A 14,763-nucleotide genomic window follows, 5' to 3' on the forward strand; every position below is an offset into this window, starting at 1 on the left:
GTATGAATATCGTTTTAATGGGTCTGCCAGGTGCTGGTAAAGGTACTCAGGCAGATAAAATCGTTGAGAAGTACGCGATTCCTCATATTTCTACAGGCGATATGTTCCGTGCTGCTATTAAAGATGGTACAGAACTAGGCTTGCAAGCTAAATCGTTCATGGATCAAGGTGCTCTAGTACCTGATGAAGTAACGATTGGTATTGTTCGCGAGCGACTTGCTAAACATGATTGTGAAAAGGGCTTCTTATTAGATGGATTCCCACGTACTGTTCCTCAAGCTGAAGCTTTAGACAGCATCCTTGCTGATCTTGGTAAAGCTATTGAACATACAATTAACATCCAAGTTGAAAAAGATGAGCTAGTTGCTCGTCTATCAGGTCGTCGTATTTGTAAAACTTGTGGTACATCTTATCATTTAATTTTCAATCCTCCAGCTGAGGAAGGAAAATGTGATAAAGATGGTGGCGAGCTTTACACACGTGCGGATGATAATCCTGAAACGGTTGCAAACCGTCTGGAAGTAAATATGAAACAAGCACAACCTTTACTGAACTACTATGAAGTAAAAGGTGTGTTAACAAATATAGATGGACAGCAAGATATTAACAAAGTGTTTGCTGATCTTGATGCTCTTTTACAGGGCAGCCGCAGCTGATACCCGGCTCCGGGCGCAGAATACTGCTTCCGCGGGAGGCATGCGGGAGCAACAACGAAACATAATTTTTTTTGAGAGTTGCAAAAGCATATTGTGCCCGGTATATATTTCTTTTAAAAAGTGCAACATGACTTTTGGAAGAGTATAATGGGTTTCGTGGAAGCATCTGTGTAACGGGTATGAATATCTCATCAAAGACATTCCGGTATTCGTGTAAACATGGGAGGTTCAGTGCCCTTAATGGTTCTGTGTATTCCGTGGATTGTGTGAAGCGAAACCAGACGAGCGTCTTTCAAACATCTCTCATACAATCCAAACATATGTTGAAACGAGGTTGCTTCTATAGTTGCAGCAGATATCCGTTTGATGTAACGATGAGAACTTTAATTTGCATATAGAGAGGAGACAGAGTAGATGGCGAAAGATGATGTAATTGAAGTCGAAGGGACAGTTGTTGAGACTTTGCCAAACGCGATGTTTAAGGTAGAATTAGAAAATGGACATGTGATTCTAGCACACGTATCTGGTAAGATTCGTATGCACTTTATCCGTATTCTACCTGGAGATAAGGTTACTATCGAGTTATCTCCTTATGATTTAACTCGCGGTCGTATCACATACCGTTTTAAATAATCTTTTGCGCTCCGGACTACTAAGGAGGTTAGGTTAGATGAAAGTGAGACCATCTGTGAAACCGATCTGCGAAAAATGTAAAGTAATTCGCCGACGCGGTAAAGTAATGGTAATCTGTGAAAATCCTAAACACAAACAAAAACAAGGGTAATATTAAAGGAGGTGCACAACGTACATGGCACGTATTGCTGGTGTTGACATTCCTCGCGACAAACGCGTGGTAATTTCATTAACTTACATTTACGGTATTGGTAAAACTACAGCTCAGAAAGTATTAGCTGACGCAGGTATTTCAGAAGAAACACGCGTACGCGACTTAACTGAAGATGAGTTAAACAAAATCCGTGAACAATTAGACTCATACAAACTTGAAGGTGACTTACGTCGCGAAACTTCATTAAATATTAAACGTCTGATGGAAATCGGTTCATTCCGTGGTATCCGTCACCGTCGTGGTTTACCTGTTCGTGGTCAAAATACGAAGAACAATGCGCGTACGCGTAAAGGTCCTCGTAAAACTGTAGCGAACAAGAAAAAATAATAAGTAAAGGAGGTTCCTTCTTAACATGGCTCGTAAACAACAAACTCGTAAACGTCGTGTGAAAAAGAATATCGAATCTGGTATCGCACACATTCGTTCTACATTTAACAATACAATCGTAACGATTACAGATATGCAAGGTAACGCTGTATCTTGGTCAAGTGCTGGTGCTCTTGGTTTCCGTGGTTCACGTAAATCTACACCATTCGCTGCTCAAATGGCTGCAGAAACTGCTGCTAAAGCATCCCTTGAACATGGTCTGAAAACGTTGGAAGTAACTGTTAAAGGTCCTGGTGCTGGTCGTGAAGCTGCAATTCGTGCACTTCAAGCTGCTGGTTTAGATGTAACTGCTATTAAAGACGTTACTCCAGTTCCTCATAATGGTTGCCGTCCGCCAAAACGTCGTCGCGTGTAATGGGTGCGTCTCATATTGTATGAGAACATCATTTTTTGTACAGACTGTCTTGTGCAGATAATAAACGATACGTCAATGACGATCGAATCTATGATGGAAAGAACCTATACATTCGATGTTTTGAAGGAGGGTAAATAAAATGATCGAAATTGAAAAACCAAAGATTGAAACGGTGGAGATCAGCGAAGATTCCAAATATGGAAAGTTTGTTGTAGAACCGCTTGAACGCGGATATGGAAACACTTTGGGTAATTCTTTACGTCGTATCCTTCTGTCTTCATTACCAGGAGCTGCTGTCACTTCAATTCAAATTGACGGTGTTCTTCACGAATTCTCAACTGTAGAAGGCGTTGTAGAGGATGTAGCTTCAATTATTTTGAACGTGAAAAAACTAGCTCTTAAAATCTACTCTGACGAAGAAAAAGTTATTGAGATTGATGTAAAAGGCGATGGTACAGTTACAGCTGCTGACATTACGCATGACAGTGATGTAGAAATTTTAAACCCGGATCTATATATTGCAACAATCGCTAAAAACGGTCATTTACGTATGCGTATGTACGCTCAACGCGGCCGTGGTTACACTCCTGCTGATCAAAACAAACGTGAGGATCTTCCTATCGGCGTGATCCCGATCGACTCTATTTACACTCCAGTATCACGCGTCAATTTCCAAGTGGAAAATACTCGTGTAGGTCAGTCTTCTGACTACGATAAACTTTCTCTTGATGTGTGGACAGATGGTAGCATCGGTCCGAAAGAGGCGATTTCGCTCGGAGCAAAAATTTTAACCGAGCATCTTAACATCTTCGTGGGCATGACTGATGAGGCACAAACTGCTGAAATCATGGTCGAAAAAGAAGAAGATCAAAAAGAAAAAGTTTTAGAGATGACTATCGAAGAACTTGATCTTTCTGTTCGTTCTTATAACTGCTTAAAACGCGCTGGTATTAATACAGTACTAGAACTTGCGAATAAGTCAGAAGACGACATGATGAAAGTTCGTAACCTTGGACGTAAGTCACTTGAAGAAGTAAAAGCGAAGTTAGAAGAGCTTGGTTTAGGGTTACGCAAAGAAGACTAAGCGATTTAAACAAAACTTACAAGATCAGATAATTTTTTATAAAGGAGGGAAACATCCATGGGTTACAGAAAACTTGGTCGTACAAGTTCTCAACGTAAAGCGATGTTACGTGACTTAGCTACTGATTTAATCATCAACGAGCGTATCGAAACTACTGAGGCTCGCGCTAAAGAAGTACGTAAAGCTGTTGAAAAAATGATTACTTTAGGTAAACGCGGAGATTTACACGCACGCCGTCAAGCTGCTGCATTCATCCGTCGTGAACTAGTAACAACTACTGATGCTGAAGGTAACGAAACAACTTCATTTGCACTTCAAAAGTTATTTGATGATGTTGCACCACGTTATGCAGAGCGTCAAGGTGGTTACACTCGTATTCTTAAAGTAGGTCCTCGTCGTGGTGACGGTGCACCTGTTGTTGTGATTGAATTAGTTTAATCATAAGAGAAAACAAGTGGTGAAGAGGGTGGAATCACCACCCTCTTTCTTTATTAACGATTTATACGACAAATAATTAAGCTGAGCGTTATGATGAGCGGACACTGTTGTGTGGCGTCTCGTTTAGCTCTCCGCACCTCATTCAGAGGGAACAAGGGCTTGAGCACCCGTGTTTCTTGAAAATGTAACGACTAGCGCATTTCTATCGAATGAGGTGCGCGCTTTTTTATTTTTTAGGGAAGTAAGAGATAGCGCCAATTTAGTGGTGCTTTTTTTTATAGGCTGATTTGGTAGTCGCCGGGACGTTTAGGGTGGCTCGTTCCAATATATGATGTATTCTTAAAAGATAGTCTATAAATTATAGTTAGCCTTATATGGGACAGACAAAAGAATGGAAAGTGATTTTAGCACTTTTCTTTTATCGACATAATGATTGTAGTAGAATTCATACATAAAAAAGTGTAAGTTAGTTAGTAGAGCTGAGCATGTAGAGAGGAGTTCTAGAAATGCCAGAAATTTTATCATTAAATAATGTGACATTTTCATATACACCAGAAGAAAAAGAAAGTCGCAATGCTGTCGAGAATGTAAGCTTTGCGGTACAGGAAGGCGAATGGATTGCCATTGTTGGCCATAACGGTTCTGGTAAATCCACTATCGCAAAGCTTATGAATGGATTGCTTTACCCACAGCAAGGTGATGTACGTATTTTACGTCAACCATTGAGTGAAGAAAACCTGTGGGAAAGCCGTTCACAAATGGGCATGGTTTTTCAAAATCCAGACAATCAATTTGTAGGAGCGACAGTGCAGGATGATGTTGCTTTTGCTCTTGAAAATAACGGAGTACCGTTTGAAGAGATGGTAGAACGTGTACATGGTGCACTCGAACAAGTAAAAATGAACAATTTTTTAGATCATGAGCCACATCATTTATCGGGTGGGCAAAAGCAGCGTGTTGCCATTGCAGGCGCACTCGCGTTAAAACCTAAGCTCCTTATTCTTGATGAAGCTACTTCTATGCTAGATCCACAAGGCCGTGTTGAGGTATTACAAACAGTTCAAACTTTACGTGCTGAAACAGGATTAACGGTTTTATCTATTACGCATGATTTAGAGGAAGCTATGCTTGCAGATCGTGTTCTCTTTATGAACGACGGAAAGAAATTTGCTGAGGGTACACCTGCTGAAATTTTTACACTGGGGGACAAGCTAGTTGAGTTTGGGTTAGACTTACCATTTGCCATGAAGTTATCAAAGTTATTGCAAAAGGAAGGTGTTCCATTAATGGGACAACATATGACAGAAGAAGAGTTGGTGAATGATTTATGGACATCAAACTTCAACAAGTAAGCTATGCTTATGCACAGGGTACACCTTTTGAAAAACGTGCATTATTTGATGTGGATTTTGAAATCCCTTCACATACGTATCAGGCAATTATCGGACATACGGGTTCCGGTAAATCGACAATTCTTCAGCATTTTAATGCACTTCTAAAACCAACCTCTGGAGAAGTACATATCGGAGATCGGGTTGTTGTAGCTGGAAAAAAGGCCAAGGATTTAAAGGCTGTACGTCAAAAGGTTGGTATTGTGTTTCAATTCCCGGAGCATCAGCTGTTTGAAGAAACTGTATTAAAGGATATTATGTTTGGTCCTATGAACTTCGGTGTTTCGGAGCAAGAGGCAGAAGCACGAGCAAAGGAGCTAGTAGGGTTAGTAGGCTTACCAGGGGACGTACTTGAAAAATCACCCTTTGATTTATCGGGTGGACAAATGCGCAGGGTAGCAATTGCTGGCGTTTTGGCGATGGAACCTGAAGTGATTGTTTTAGATGAACCAACTGCAGGGCTTGATCCACGCGGTCAGAAAGAGATTATGGATATGTTTCATAAGCTACACAAGGAACGTGGGCTAACAACGATTCTCGTTACGCATAGTATGGAGGACGCAGCTCGTTATGCAGATAGTATTGTCATTATGCATGAAGGGAAAAATGTACTGAGTGGCACACCTCAAGAAATTTTCAAAGATGCAGAGACATTAAAGAATTTCCGCTTAGAACCACCTCGTATCGTACGATTTCAACAAAAAATCGAAAAAATGATAAACAAATCCTTCTCGAAGGTCTGCTTAACCGAAGAAGAGCTAGCAACTGAAATTGCTCGGGTTCTAAGAGAGGAGCGTGGACAGTCATGATGGAGAAAATGATATTTGGGCGCTTTCTTCCAGGGAATTCCCCAGTTCATAAGCTCGATCCACGATCAAAGCTTATATTTGTGTTTGCATTCATTATTATTGTTTTTTTAGCAAACAACACAGTGACATATGCTTTCCTATTAGCGTTTACCTTACTCATTGTGCTAGTGTCACGTATTCGTTTGTATTTTTTAATTAATGGTCTAAAGCCAGTACTTTTTTTAATGGCGTTTACCTTCTTAATTCATATATTTATGACGAAAGAAGGCGCCCTAGTATTTGAGTGGAAGTTTATCACTATTTATGAAGAGGGTATCCGACAAGGGATATTTATTTCGATACGTTTTCTAGTTCTAGTGTTTATGACATCTATCTTAACGCTTACAACGTCACCGATTTCCATTACGGATGGCATTGAAGTGCTACTAAATCCATTAAAAGCGGTGAAAGTGCCAGTACATGAGTTAGCTCTAATGATGTCTATTTCATTGCGCTTTATACCTACGTTAATGGATGAAACAGATAAAATTATGAAAGCACAAATGGCACGTGGTTCGGATTTATCTTCAGGACCAATAAAGGATCGTATTAAAGCGGTTGTGCCATTACTGGTACCTCTCTTTGTAAGTGCTTTTAAACGAGCTGAGGATTTAGCAACAGCTATGGAAGTAAGAGGCTACCGTGGAGGCGAAGGGCGTACGAGATATCGCAAGCTAAAGTGGGATATGAGTGATACATTTGCACTTATGTTCTTAGTAGCAATGGCCGTATTACTATTCTTCTATAGAAGTTAAAAGGAGTAATCTTTATGCGACGATTAAAAGCAATTATAAGTTATGACGGAACGCAATTTTCTGGCTACCAAGTACAGCCTGGAGAGCGCACAATACAGGCAGAGCTTGAACGTGTTCTAGCCATCATGCATAAAGGGGAAAAGATAAAGGTAACAGCTAGTGGACGTACTGATGCAAGAGTGCATGCAACAGGTCAAACATTGCATTTTGATTCACCACTCGCGATTCCAGTAGATAAATACATGAAGGCATTGAATGTTCAACTGCCAAGAGATATTCGAGTATTATCGATTGAGGAAGTAGCTGCTGATTTCCATGCGCGCTACAGTGTAACAGGAAAGCGGTACCGATATATATGGTCATGTGAGCCTGTACAAAGTCCATTCCGCAGACATTACTCTGTAGAGACAAATGGTGTGAAACCAAATGTTGAGGCAATGCAGGAGGCAGCAAAGGCTATTATCGGTACGCATGATTTTTCATGCTTTTGTGCAGCTAATACAAGTGTCAAAGATAAGGTGCGCACAGTGACTGCACTACAATTTGAATGGTATGGTGAGGAGCTACATATGGTGATCGAAGGAAATGGCTTCTTATATAACATGGTTCGTATTATCGCAGGCACGCTTTGGGAAGTTGGTATAGGGCGTCGTGATATTGAGAGCGTGGAGTTAGTCGTTAAATCTATGAACCGTGATAAGGCAGGTAAAACCGCACCTCCACAAGGGCTATATCTTGAGAAAGTCTTCTATTAACCCGTCATCTGGGGTGACATTTGTTAAAACGTATACAATTTATATAAGTTGATTGGAGTGGAGACTGGGCGACTCCTTGGGGATTAGCGTCACAGATGAGACCCTGGAGCGAGCTGCGCGAGTGAAGCGGCTCATCGGACGCCCCCAGGAAAGCGCCCAGTCGGAACGGAAATCAACCCACGTTATGTTGAAGAGCCTTTTTAACTGACAAATGTTATAGAAATCTTGACGCGAAATATCTTTGTATTTTACAAAATGATGGCTAAAAGAAGCCCTAATTTAACCAATAAATGAATCTGAACAACTTCTCCAGGTGTTTATTGAAATTGCTTGACTTTAAAAGTCATTCATTATATGATAACAGATGGTATTTTCATTACCACCACAAATAAGCCCCGAAAACTTATAGTGTAGTTTAATGAAAAATAACGGTAATCGAATCGATTAGGAGGATATATACATGCGTACAACATTCATGGCTAAAGGTCACGAAGTAGACCGTAAATGGCTAGTAGTTGATGCAGAAGGCCAAACTCTTGGACGTTTAGCTTCTGAAGTAGCTGCTATCTTACGTGGTAAACATAAACCAACATTCACACCAAACGTTGACACAGGTGATCACGTGATCATCATCAACGCTGACAAAATCCATTTAACTGGTAACAAATTAGAGGGTAAACTTTACCGTCACCATACTCAATTTGCGGGTGGTTTAAAAACTCGTACTGCTGGTGAAATGCTAGACAAGTACCCAACAAGAATGATCGAATTAGCAATTAAAGGGATGCTTCCTAAAAACTCTTTAGGTCGCAAAATGTTCACTAAACTTAACGTTTACACTGGAACAGAGCATCCACATGCTGCACAAAAACCAGAAGCATACGAGCTTCGCGGATAATATAAATTAAGAGGAGGATATTACTTTGGCACAAGTTCAATACATCGGCACTGGTCGCCGTAAAAGCTCTGTAGCTCGCGTACGTTTAGTACCAGGTACAGGTAAAATTGTTATCAACAAACGTGAAATCGAAGAATACGTACCATTCGCTGCATTACGTGAAGTAATTAAGCAACCATTAGTAGCTACTGAAACTACAGGAAGCTACGATATCCACGTAAACGTTAACGGTGGTGGATACACTGGTCAAGCTGGTGCAGTACGTCACGGTATCGCTCGTGCTCTACTTCAAGTAGACCCAGATTTCCGTGCTGCATTAAAATCTGCTGGATTACTTACTCGTGATTCACGCATGAAAGAACGTAAAAAACCAGGTCTACGCGGCGCTCGTCGTGCACCTCAGTTCTCAAAACGTTAATATTACTTATATCAACGTTTCCAAACCCTTTCTCGAATTTTCGAGAAAGGGTTTTTTTGTTTGGAAAATGCTATAGCTAGGTTCTACCACTTAGAAGTTCAAGTATTCCAAGAAATCTTGAAGCACTGTTGTTGACTGGCATATTAATAGCCATTGTGATGTGTAATTTATATAGAAATGGCTGATACTACTTTTAAGTTGTTTATTCTGAAAGTGGAGGTCAATAGATGAAAAAGCTACTAATATTATCACTTGCGGCAATGGCACTTCTTGGTGCATGTCAGAATAAAACTGACGTAAAAAAAACGGAGGAAGTAAAAACAGGGAATACTGCAGATCAGAGACAGGGTGAAATAACAGAAGGTCAAGCAAACGCCAATATTCTTAGTAGTACAAACTGGCAAGCCACAAAAGTTTACGATAAAAATAATAAAGATGTAACAGCAGAGAATTCAAATTTAATGGGCCTTGCTAAATATGACGCTGACTCAGGACGCTATGAATTCTTCGATCCAAATACAGCTGGAAGTCTTGATGATAAAGGGACTTTCTTTATTACGCATGACGGAAAGCATAGGATATTGATTTCACAAACAAAAAATTACCAAGTAGTTGAAGAAATTACTAAGGTGAAAAATAATATGTTTACGTCTAAGAGAATGGGTAAAGATTCAAATGGCAACGATGTAGAGGTATTCGTTGAGCATGTCCCTTATAAGGAAAGAAAGCTAACATTTACTGAATCCGCTAAAACTTTAAATAATTCTACAGGCACAATTGTTAAGGATGTGGATGGAGATAAAATCTTAGCTGATACGCTTTGGCAAGGAACAGTTGTATTAGATGCAAACAAAAATGATGTAACACAATATAATACAAATTTTATTAGCATTGCGAAATATGATGCTAATACGAATAAATATGAATTTTTCAATCCTGAAACAGGTAAAAGTCGCGGTGACTATGGATACTTTAATGTAATCGATGGAAATAAATTAAGAGCCCATGTTTCAATTGGCGACAATAAATATGGGGCTGTGCTCGAAATTACCGAGCTAAATAATAAGAAATTCACGTATCTAAGAACTGGGAAAGATAAAGATGGTAAGGATATAACGGTATTTGTTGAACATGAACCTTATACAGGTAAGTTTAAACCTGAATTCACACTAAAATAAAAAATTAACGGCGTTAGTCCTTGTAGTATAACTGGATTAATGCCGTTTTATCATTACCAAAAAAGTATCTTCTACTTCAAATCAAACTCTCAACTTTACCTTCTTTCGATACACAAATATCCGCTGAAAGTAGGCTAAGAATTCCTTTCCGATTGCTTAAAGAGTTTTTTTACTTTCTAGCATAGTTCAATCACTAACTTCGTACACTAAATACAAAAGGGTGGTGGATATGGGTGAAGCGCTGGCTTGCACTAGGAGTAATTATGCTAATGAGTATAGTGGTAGTGGCATATGAAACGAATGCTTCGAACCGTAACTTCTTCTTACCGGACCCACTTGGTGGCATGAAAATTGTCATTGATGCGGGACACGGAGGTATAGATGGAGGTGCTTCGAAGGGCGAAGTAATTGAAAAGGATATTACACTTGCAATTGCTCAGCATGTTGAGAAGCAATTAAAGAAAAAAGGCGCAACGGTCGTAATGACACGAACAAAAGATGGAGATGTAATCGATGAGCATGCGTCCTCAGAAAAGTTTGGAACATTGAGAGAACGAAAAAAGCAGGATATCTTTTTAAGAAAAGACATAGTAGAAAAAGAAAAACCGGATATTTTTCTTACAATTCATGCAAATGCCATTCCTGAAACAAAATGGCGTGGAGCGCAGGTGTTTTATCATCAAGAAGGACATGCTGAAAGTGAATTTTTAGCAAAGAGCATTCAAGATTCCATACGCACTAATTTGAAAAATACTGACCGAGAAGCAATGTCTATAAAACAAATATATTTACTGAAAAAAGCTGAAGTACCTGCTGCACTAGTAGAAACAGGATTTATAAGTAATGATGAGGAACGTGCACTATTAACAGATAAGAAATACCAAGAAAAAATGGGAGATGCCATTGTTGAAGGTATAGAAGAGTATTTATTAGCTAAAATTGAATAGAGCAACATCACAACGTAAATCAAATCATTATGATATACTAACATTGAGATAATATAAGGGGAGTGTTCGTCGTGATTACTGAACAACAAGTACGAGAAATACTAGGACAACTACAAGATCCATTTTTACATAAATCTTTCGCAGAAACAGACGGTATTACAAACGTAACAATAAAAGAAGAGAAGAATCATGTCAGTGTGAAAATTGCGATTGCTAAAACAAATACACCTGAACAATTACAGCTACAAATGAAAATTGTTGAAGTTTTGAAAGAAGCGGGAGCAAATACAGTTGGAATTCGTTTCGAAGAGCTGTCAGCAGAGAAGCTACAAAGCTTCCGTGGCGTAGCAACTGAAGCTGAGGCACAAGATATTTTATCTCCGCTTAGCACAGTACAAGTTATTTCAATTGCCTCTGGTAAAGGCGGAGTGGGGAAATCTACAGTATCAGTTAACTTAGCTGTTGCATTAGCTCGTCTAGGTAAGAAGGTTGGCTTAATTGATGCTGATATTTATGGGTTCAGTGTGCCTGATATGATGGGTGTTACAGATATGCCTAAAGTGGTAGACAATCGAATTTTCCCTGTTGATCGTTTAGGCGTGAAAATGATTTCAATGGGCTTCTTTGTTGAAAATAACGCACCGATTGTATGGCGTGGACCTATGTTAGGTAAAGTGTTAGATCAGTTCTTCCGTGATGTAGAATGGGGCGAGCTAGACTATCTACTATTGGATTTACCACCAGGTACAGGTGACGTTGCATTAGATATTCACCAAATGCTTCCTTCATCAAAAGAGATTGTTGTAACAACACCTCATCCAACGGCAGCATTCGTTGCAGCTCGTGCAGGTGCAATGGCTTTACAAACAGACCATGAAATTTTAGGCGTTATTGAAAACATGGCATGGTATGAATCAAAATCAGGTGACCGTGAATTCGTATTCGGTCAAGGTGGAGGTCCGAAGTTAGCAGAAGAGCTACGTACAGAGCTACTTGGTCAAATTCCTCTTGGTCAACCTGACTGGTCAGAAGAAGATTTTGCACCTTCTGTTTATGCTGAAAAGCACACAACTGGACAAATCTATTTAGACATCGCGACGAACGTCATCAATAAATTAAATAAATAATGAAAACGGATTTCCTCAAACAATGGAGGAAATCCGTTTTTACATTTAAGTGGGTTACTGAGTGCCTTTTTGCTCATTACCTTCACCACCGCCGCCAGCTTCTTTTTTACCGCCGCCGCCAGCCTTACCTGTCTCGCCACCGCTCTTCCTAATAAGCTCCTGCCATTTTGTTTGCATAAGCGGACTTTCAATCGTTTCCTTGACGACTTCCTCCATTTGTTTTCTCATATTGGAGGATTTTAGAATAGTCTCTAACTGCTTTTGCATATCTGGCTGGCCAAAGAAAGCCTCCATATCTTTTTGGAAAGTGGGGTCTTTTATTAATTCCTTCATAATATCCTGTTGTTGCTTTTGCATACTTTTAGCTACAGTTTCTTTAAACTTTGGATCTTCGAAAGTTTTCTTCCAAAAGTCTTCTGCTTCTTTGGAAAGCAAGGTAGCCTCAGTAGCCTTCTTCACTTCATCATGCTCCAAAACCAATAATTCACGGAAACTTGGTTCCTCTAAAAGCTTTCGCAGCGCCTTTTTACCATCCTCGGTTTGTAAAGAGTCGATCATTATTTTTTTTATTTCTTCATAGGACATGGTAGAGGCTTTTTCTTGTGAACAGGCAGAAAGAAACAGCATTAGAATTAGTAGTAAGAAGAATTTTCGCATCAAAATCAGTCCTTTCTATAGATAGACTCTTTCAATTATTGTTCACATTTATGATGACTTTATGTATTGGTTAGGATGAGAAATAGCTTTTTTAACAATGCATTGTTAAAATAAGTACAGATATACATAAGAAATTGGGGGACTTTTAGTTGTGACGATACGAAATTGGGCTAAGTTTTTCTTTTTTGCAATGCTCGTTGGTGGCGCAGTCAACGGAATTTGCAGTTTATTTATTCGATGGGACTTCTTCCAACCATATATTGCAAACGGTCAATGGGGAGAATTTTTGGCCGGACTTTTATGGATGGTTTTCTTAGGATTTACAATGAGTGTTATTGCACAAGCAGGTTTTTTTGCTTATTTAACGCTTCATCAAGTAGGGGTTAACATTTTTAGAACACTTACATTATGGAATTGGATACAGCTAGTATTAATTGTTATTACTATTTTTGATATTATATTCTTCCGCTTTATACCAGATGTAAAAGAAGGTCAAAGCTGGGTATTCTATAGTGGTTTGTTAATTTTATTAATATTCAGTGCTATAGCAACGGCTATTCAAAAAGTAAAATTAACAGGAAAAAAACATGTTTTCATTTCGGCATTATTTTTTATGATTGTTGTTACTACACTAGAATGGACAATTGCATTAATGGGTCGCGATGAAAATATTAATGAGTATGTTGCAATGTTACTTTTCCCTCTACTCGCTGTAAATGCTTATCAATTATTAGTATTACCAAAATATAATGCAAAATCCGAAGAAGATCGTCAAAAATTAGAGGCACGCCGTAAAGCACGTCGTGAACAAGCTAAAAACGCATAATAATAAACAAAGAAGTTGCCTCCATAAATCGTGGAGGCAACTTCTTTGTTATCCGCTATAACGGTCAGTAATTACTGAAAGTAAAGAAGATAGGAGGGAGATCAACTGCCCGTCCGATTGGTGAAGACTAATAGTCAGTGGGGGGTGAAGAAAACCCCACTGATTAAAGTTTCGCTTTATGGTGATTTTTTAGTTTGAACTTTATAGCCGAATATATTTTCCTCAATCGACATAAATTTATTTTGTTGTAGGAATGTATTGAACTCCTTAAACGAGATTTTATTATTTTGGTGTAAAGATATAAAAATAAAATCTCCCTTTTGTAATTGAATTTTCTTTTCACCTTTCCAGATTAGGGAGGGAGAAAGTATATTCATCTGCTGTTGAAATAAGTTATTTTGTAAATCCTGCGAATATTGGTGATTTCGTGTTGCAAACCAAAGTGGGGTTTCTTGTAAATGCTTTTCGTAAATAGTAATATCTTTTTGAACGACGGAAAGATCAATTGGCTTATCCACTGAATCCTCAGGTCCTAATAATCCTGTGGGTAGTTTTCGTTCTTGAATGACTTTTATGTGCTCAGGTGAACGTTTAATCCAAGCGGCATCTAATAAAAGAAGCGGATAAGGTTCTTTTACAGTTTTAAGCCAATCCAACAAGGTTTCATCAGAGAAAGAAATTTCGACAACAAGTGATGTGCCGTAATGTCCTTTTGTTACAACTGCTGGAGCATCGGCGATGTTGAATACAGAAATCATAGTAGAATTTATCGGCTTTATAAAGACAAACAATATTACGATGAAAATCAGTGAAATCAACGTTTTACGAATCATCATAACAACCTCGTTTCTATATTTTTAAACGAAAAAATGAGCTTCTTAAAAAAACTTATGATTTAGTGTTGACTTTCATGAATAATCGATGTTATTATGTATAAGTCGCCAAGAGGTGACGCAGTAAATTAAAAAATGAACCTTGAAAACTGAACATGCAAAACGTAATCAATAAAGTTTTTAGTAGCTAACCTTGAGTTAGTGAACAAAACAAAATTTTGGACATCAAACATGATGCCAGCAAAACAATTTGAGCTAATCAAATTTCTTTTATGGAGAGTTTGATCCTGGCTCAGGACGAACGCTGGCGGCGTGCCTAATACATGCAAGTCGAGCGAACAGAGAAGGAGCTTGCTCCTTTGA

The 14,763-nt window shown here is 38.9% G+C and carries 19 protein-coding genes, 1 rRNA gene and 1 pseudogene; 19 read left to right on the plus strand and 2 right to left on the minus strand.

The features are described from left to right. Nucleotides 1-2: 2 nt before the first annotated feature. The 17 genes and pseudogenes from ACQKMI_RS18425 (at nt 3) to ACQKMI_RS18505 (ending at nt 12,084) form a co-directional block, all read left to right on the plus strand. Entirely contained in the window at nt 3-656 is a 654-nt protein-coding gene (locus ACQKMI_RS18425) for an adenylate kinase (RefSeq protein WP_427491241.1), read from the plus strand. A 250-nt stretch (nt 657-906) separates the two neighbouring features. Further along, nucleotides 907-984: pseudogene (locus ACQKMI_RS18430) on the plus strand (type I methionyl aminopeptidase); the annotation flags it as partial. Nucleotides 985-1,070: 86 nt separating this feature from the next. Further along, entirely contained in the window at nt 1,071-1,289 is a 219-nt protein-coding gene (gene infA, locus ACQKMI_RS18435) for a translation initiation factor IF-1 (RefSeq protein ID WP_004233690.1), read from the plus strand. 37 nt (nt 1,290-1,326) lie between these two features. Further along, nucleotides 1,327-1,440, plus strand: a complete 114-nt coding sequence (gene rpmJ, locus ACQKMI_RS18440; RefSeq protein ID WP_000868344.1) for a 50S ribosomal protein L36 — start codon at nt 1,327-1,329, stop codon at nt 1,438-1,440. Nucleotides 1,441-1,464: 24 nt separating this feature from the next. Continuing rightward, nucleotides 1,465-1,830 (plus strand): 30S ribosomal protein S13, encoded by a 366-nt coding sequence (gene rpsM, locus ACQKMI_RS18445; protein WP_323648596.1) that lies wholly within the window; start codon nt 1,465-1,467, stop codon nt 1,828-1,830. 25 nt (nt 1,831-1,855) lie between these two features. After that, complete coding sequence (gene rpsK, locus ACQKMI_RS18450; protein ID WP_053482801.1) at nt 1,856-2,245, plus strand: 30S ribosomal protein S11; 390 nt, start codon at nt 1,856-1,858, stop codon at nt 2,243-2,245. Nucleotides 2,246-2,384: 139 nt separating this feature from the next. Further along, entirely contained in the window at nt 2,385-3,329 is a 945-nt protein-coding gene (locus tag ACQKMI_RS18455) for a DNA-directed RNA polymerase subunit alpha (protein WP_004233733.1), read from the plus strand. Between the two features lie 57 nt (nt 3,330-3,386). Next, on the plus strand, nt 3,387-3,767 hold the full coding sequence (gene rplQ, locus ACQKMI_RS18460) for a 50S ribosomal protein L17 (protein WP_012296051.1): 381 nt from the start codon (nt 3,387-3,389) through the stop codon (nt 3,765-3,767). Nucleotides 3,768-4,273: 506 nt separating this feature from the next. Next, entirely contained in the window at nt 4,274-5,119 is an 846-nt protein-coding gene (locus ACQKMI_RS18465) for an energy-coupling factor ABC transporter ATP-binding protein (RefSeq protein ID WP_323648602.1), read from the plus strand. After that, nucleotides 5,095-5,967, plus strand: coding sequence for an energy-coupling factor ABC transporter ATP-binding protein (locus ACQKMI_RS18470; protein ID WP_427491243.1), 873 nt, complete (start codon nt 5,095-5,097; stop codon nt 5,965-5,967). The genes ACQKMI_RS18465 and ACQKMI_RS18470 overlap by 25 nt, the downstream gene beginning before the upstream one ends. Then, nucleotides 5,964-6,761: an energy-coupling factor transporter transmembrane protein EcfT gene (locus tag ACQKMI_RS18475; protein ID WP_323648606.1), complete on the plus strand. Its 798-nt coding sequence runs from the start codon at nt 5,964-5,966 to the stop codon at nt 6,759-6,761. The genes ACQKMI_RS18470 and ACQKMI_RS18475 overlap by 4 nt, the downstream gene beginning before the upstream one ends. Nucleotides 6,762-6,775: 14 nt before the next feature. Beyond that, nucleotides 6,776-7,516: a tRNA pseudouridine(38-40) synthase TruA gene (gene truA / locus ACQKMI_RS18480; protein ID WP_427491245.1), complete on the plus strand. Its 741-nt coding sequence runs from the start codon at nt 6,776-6,778 to the stop codon at nt 7,514-7,516. A 460-nt stretch (nt 7,517-7,976) separates the two neighbouring features. Continuing rightward, nucleotides 7,977-8,414 carry a 50S ribosomal protein L13 gene (gene rplM / locus ACQKMI_RS18485; protein WP_049662886.1) on the plus strand — a complete coding sequence of 146 codons (438 nt, stop codon included), beginning with the start codon at nt 7,977-7,979 and terminating at the stop codon, nt 8,412-8,414. Between the two features lie 25 nt (nt 8,415-8,439). After that, nucleotides 8,440-8,832 carry a 30S ribosomal protein S9 gene (rpsI, locus tag ACQKMI_RS18490; RefSeq protein WP_004233744.1) on the plus strand — a complete coding sequence of 131 codons (393 nt, stop codon included), beginning with the start codon at nt 8,440-8,442 and terminating at the stop codon, nt 8,830-8,832. Between the two features lie 227 nt (nt 8,833-9,059). Further along, nucleotides 9,060-10,010 (plus strand): DUF4822 domain-containing protein, encoded by a 951-nt coding sequence (locus ACQKMI_RS18495; protein ID WP_427491247.1) that lies wholly within the window; start codon nt 9,060-9,062, stop codon nt 10,008-10,010. A 233-nt stretch (nt 10,011-10,243) separates the two neighbouring features. Next, a complete protein-coding gene (locus tag ACQKMI_RS18500) occupies nt 10,244-10,957 on the plus strand; it encodes an N-acetylmuramoyl-L-alanine amidase (protein ID WP_427491249.1) in 714 nt (237 codons plus the stop codon). A 71-nt stretch (nt 10,958-11,028) separates the two neighbouring features. Continuing rightward, on the plus strand, nt 11,029-12,084 hold the full coding sequence (locus ACQKMI_RS18505) for a P-loop NTPase (protein ID WP_323648617.1): 1,056 nt from the start codon (nt 11,029-11,031) through the stop codon (nt 12,082-12,084). 54 nt (nt 12,085-12,138) lie between these two features. On the opposite strand, the gene gerD is transcribed toward ACQKMI_RS18505, so the two are convergent. Beyond that, nucleotides 12,139-12,741 carry a spore germination lipoprotein GerD gene (gene gerD, locus ACQKMI_RS18510; RefSeq protein ID WP_323648619.1) on the minus strand — a complete coding sequence of 201 codons (603 nt, stop codon included), beginning with the start codon at nt 12,739-12,741 and terminating at the stop codon, nt 12,139-12,141. 151 nt (nt 12,742-12,892) lie between these two features. On the opposite strand from gerD, the gene ACQKMI_RS18515 reads away from it, so the two are divergent. Then, nucleotides 12,893-13,567, plus strand: coding sequence for a KinB-signaling pathway activation protein (locus tag ACQKMI_RS18515; RefSeq protein WP_427491252.1), 675 nt, complete (start codon nt 12,893-12,895; stop codon nt 13,565-13,567). A gap of 176 nt (nt 13,568-13,743) precedes the next feature. Here ACQKMI_RS18515 and ACQKMI_RS18520 read toward each other — a convergent pair whose 3' ends face one another. After that, complete coding sequence (locus ACQKMI_RS18520; protein WP_427491254.1) at nt 13,744-14,400, minus strand: hypothetical protein; 657 nt, start codon at nt 14,398-14,400, stop codon at nt 13,744-13,746. 269 nt (nt 14,401-14,669) lie between these two features. On the opposite strand from ACQKMI_RS18520, the gene ACQKMI_RS18525 reads away from it, so the two are divergent. Continuing rightward, nucleotides 14,670-14,763 (plus strand): 16S ribosomal RNA (locus tag ACQKMI_RS18525); the annotation flags it as partial.

It is taken from the genome of Lysinibacillus sp. NPDC097214 (assembly GCF_050277945.1).
Classification (GTDB): Bacteria; Bacillota; Bacilli; order Bacillales_A; family Planococcaceae; genus Lysinibacillus; species Lysinibacillus xylanilyticus_B.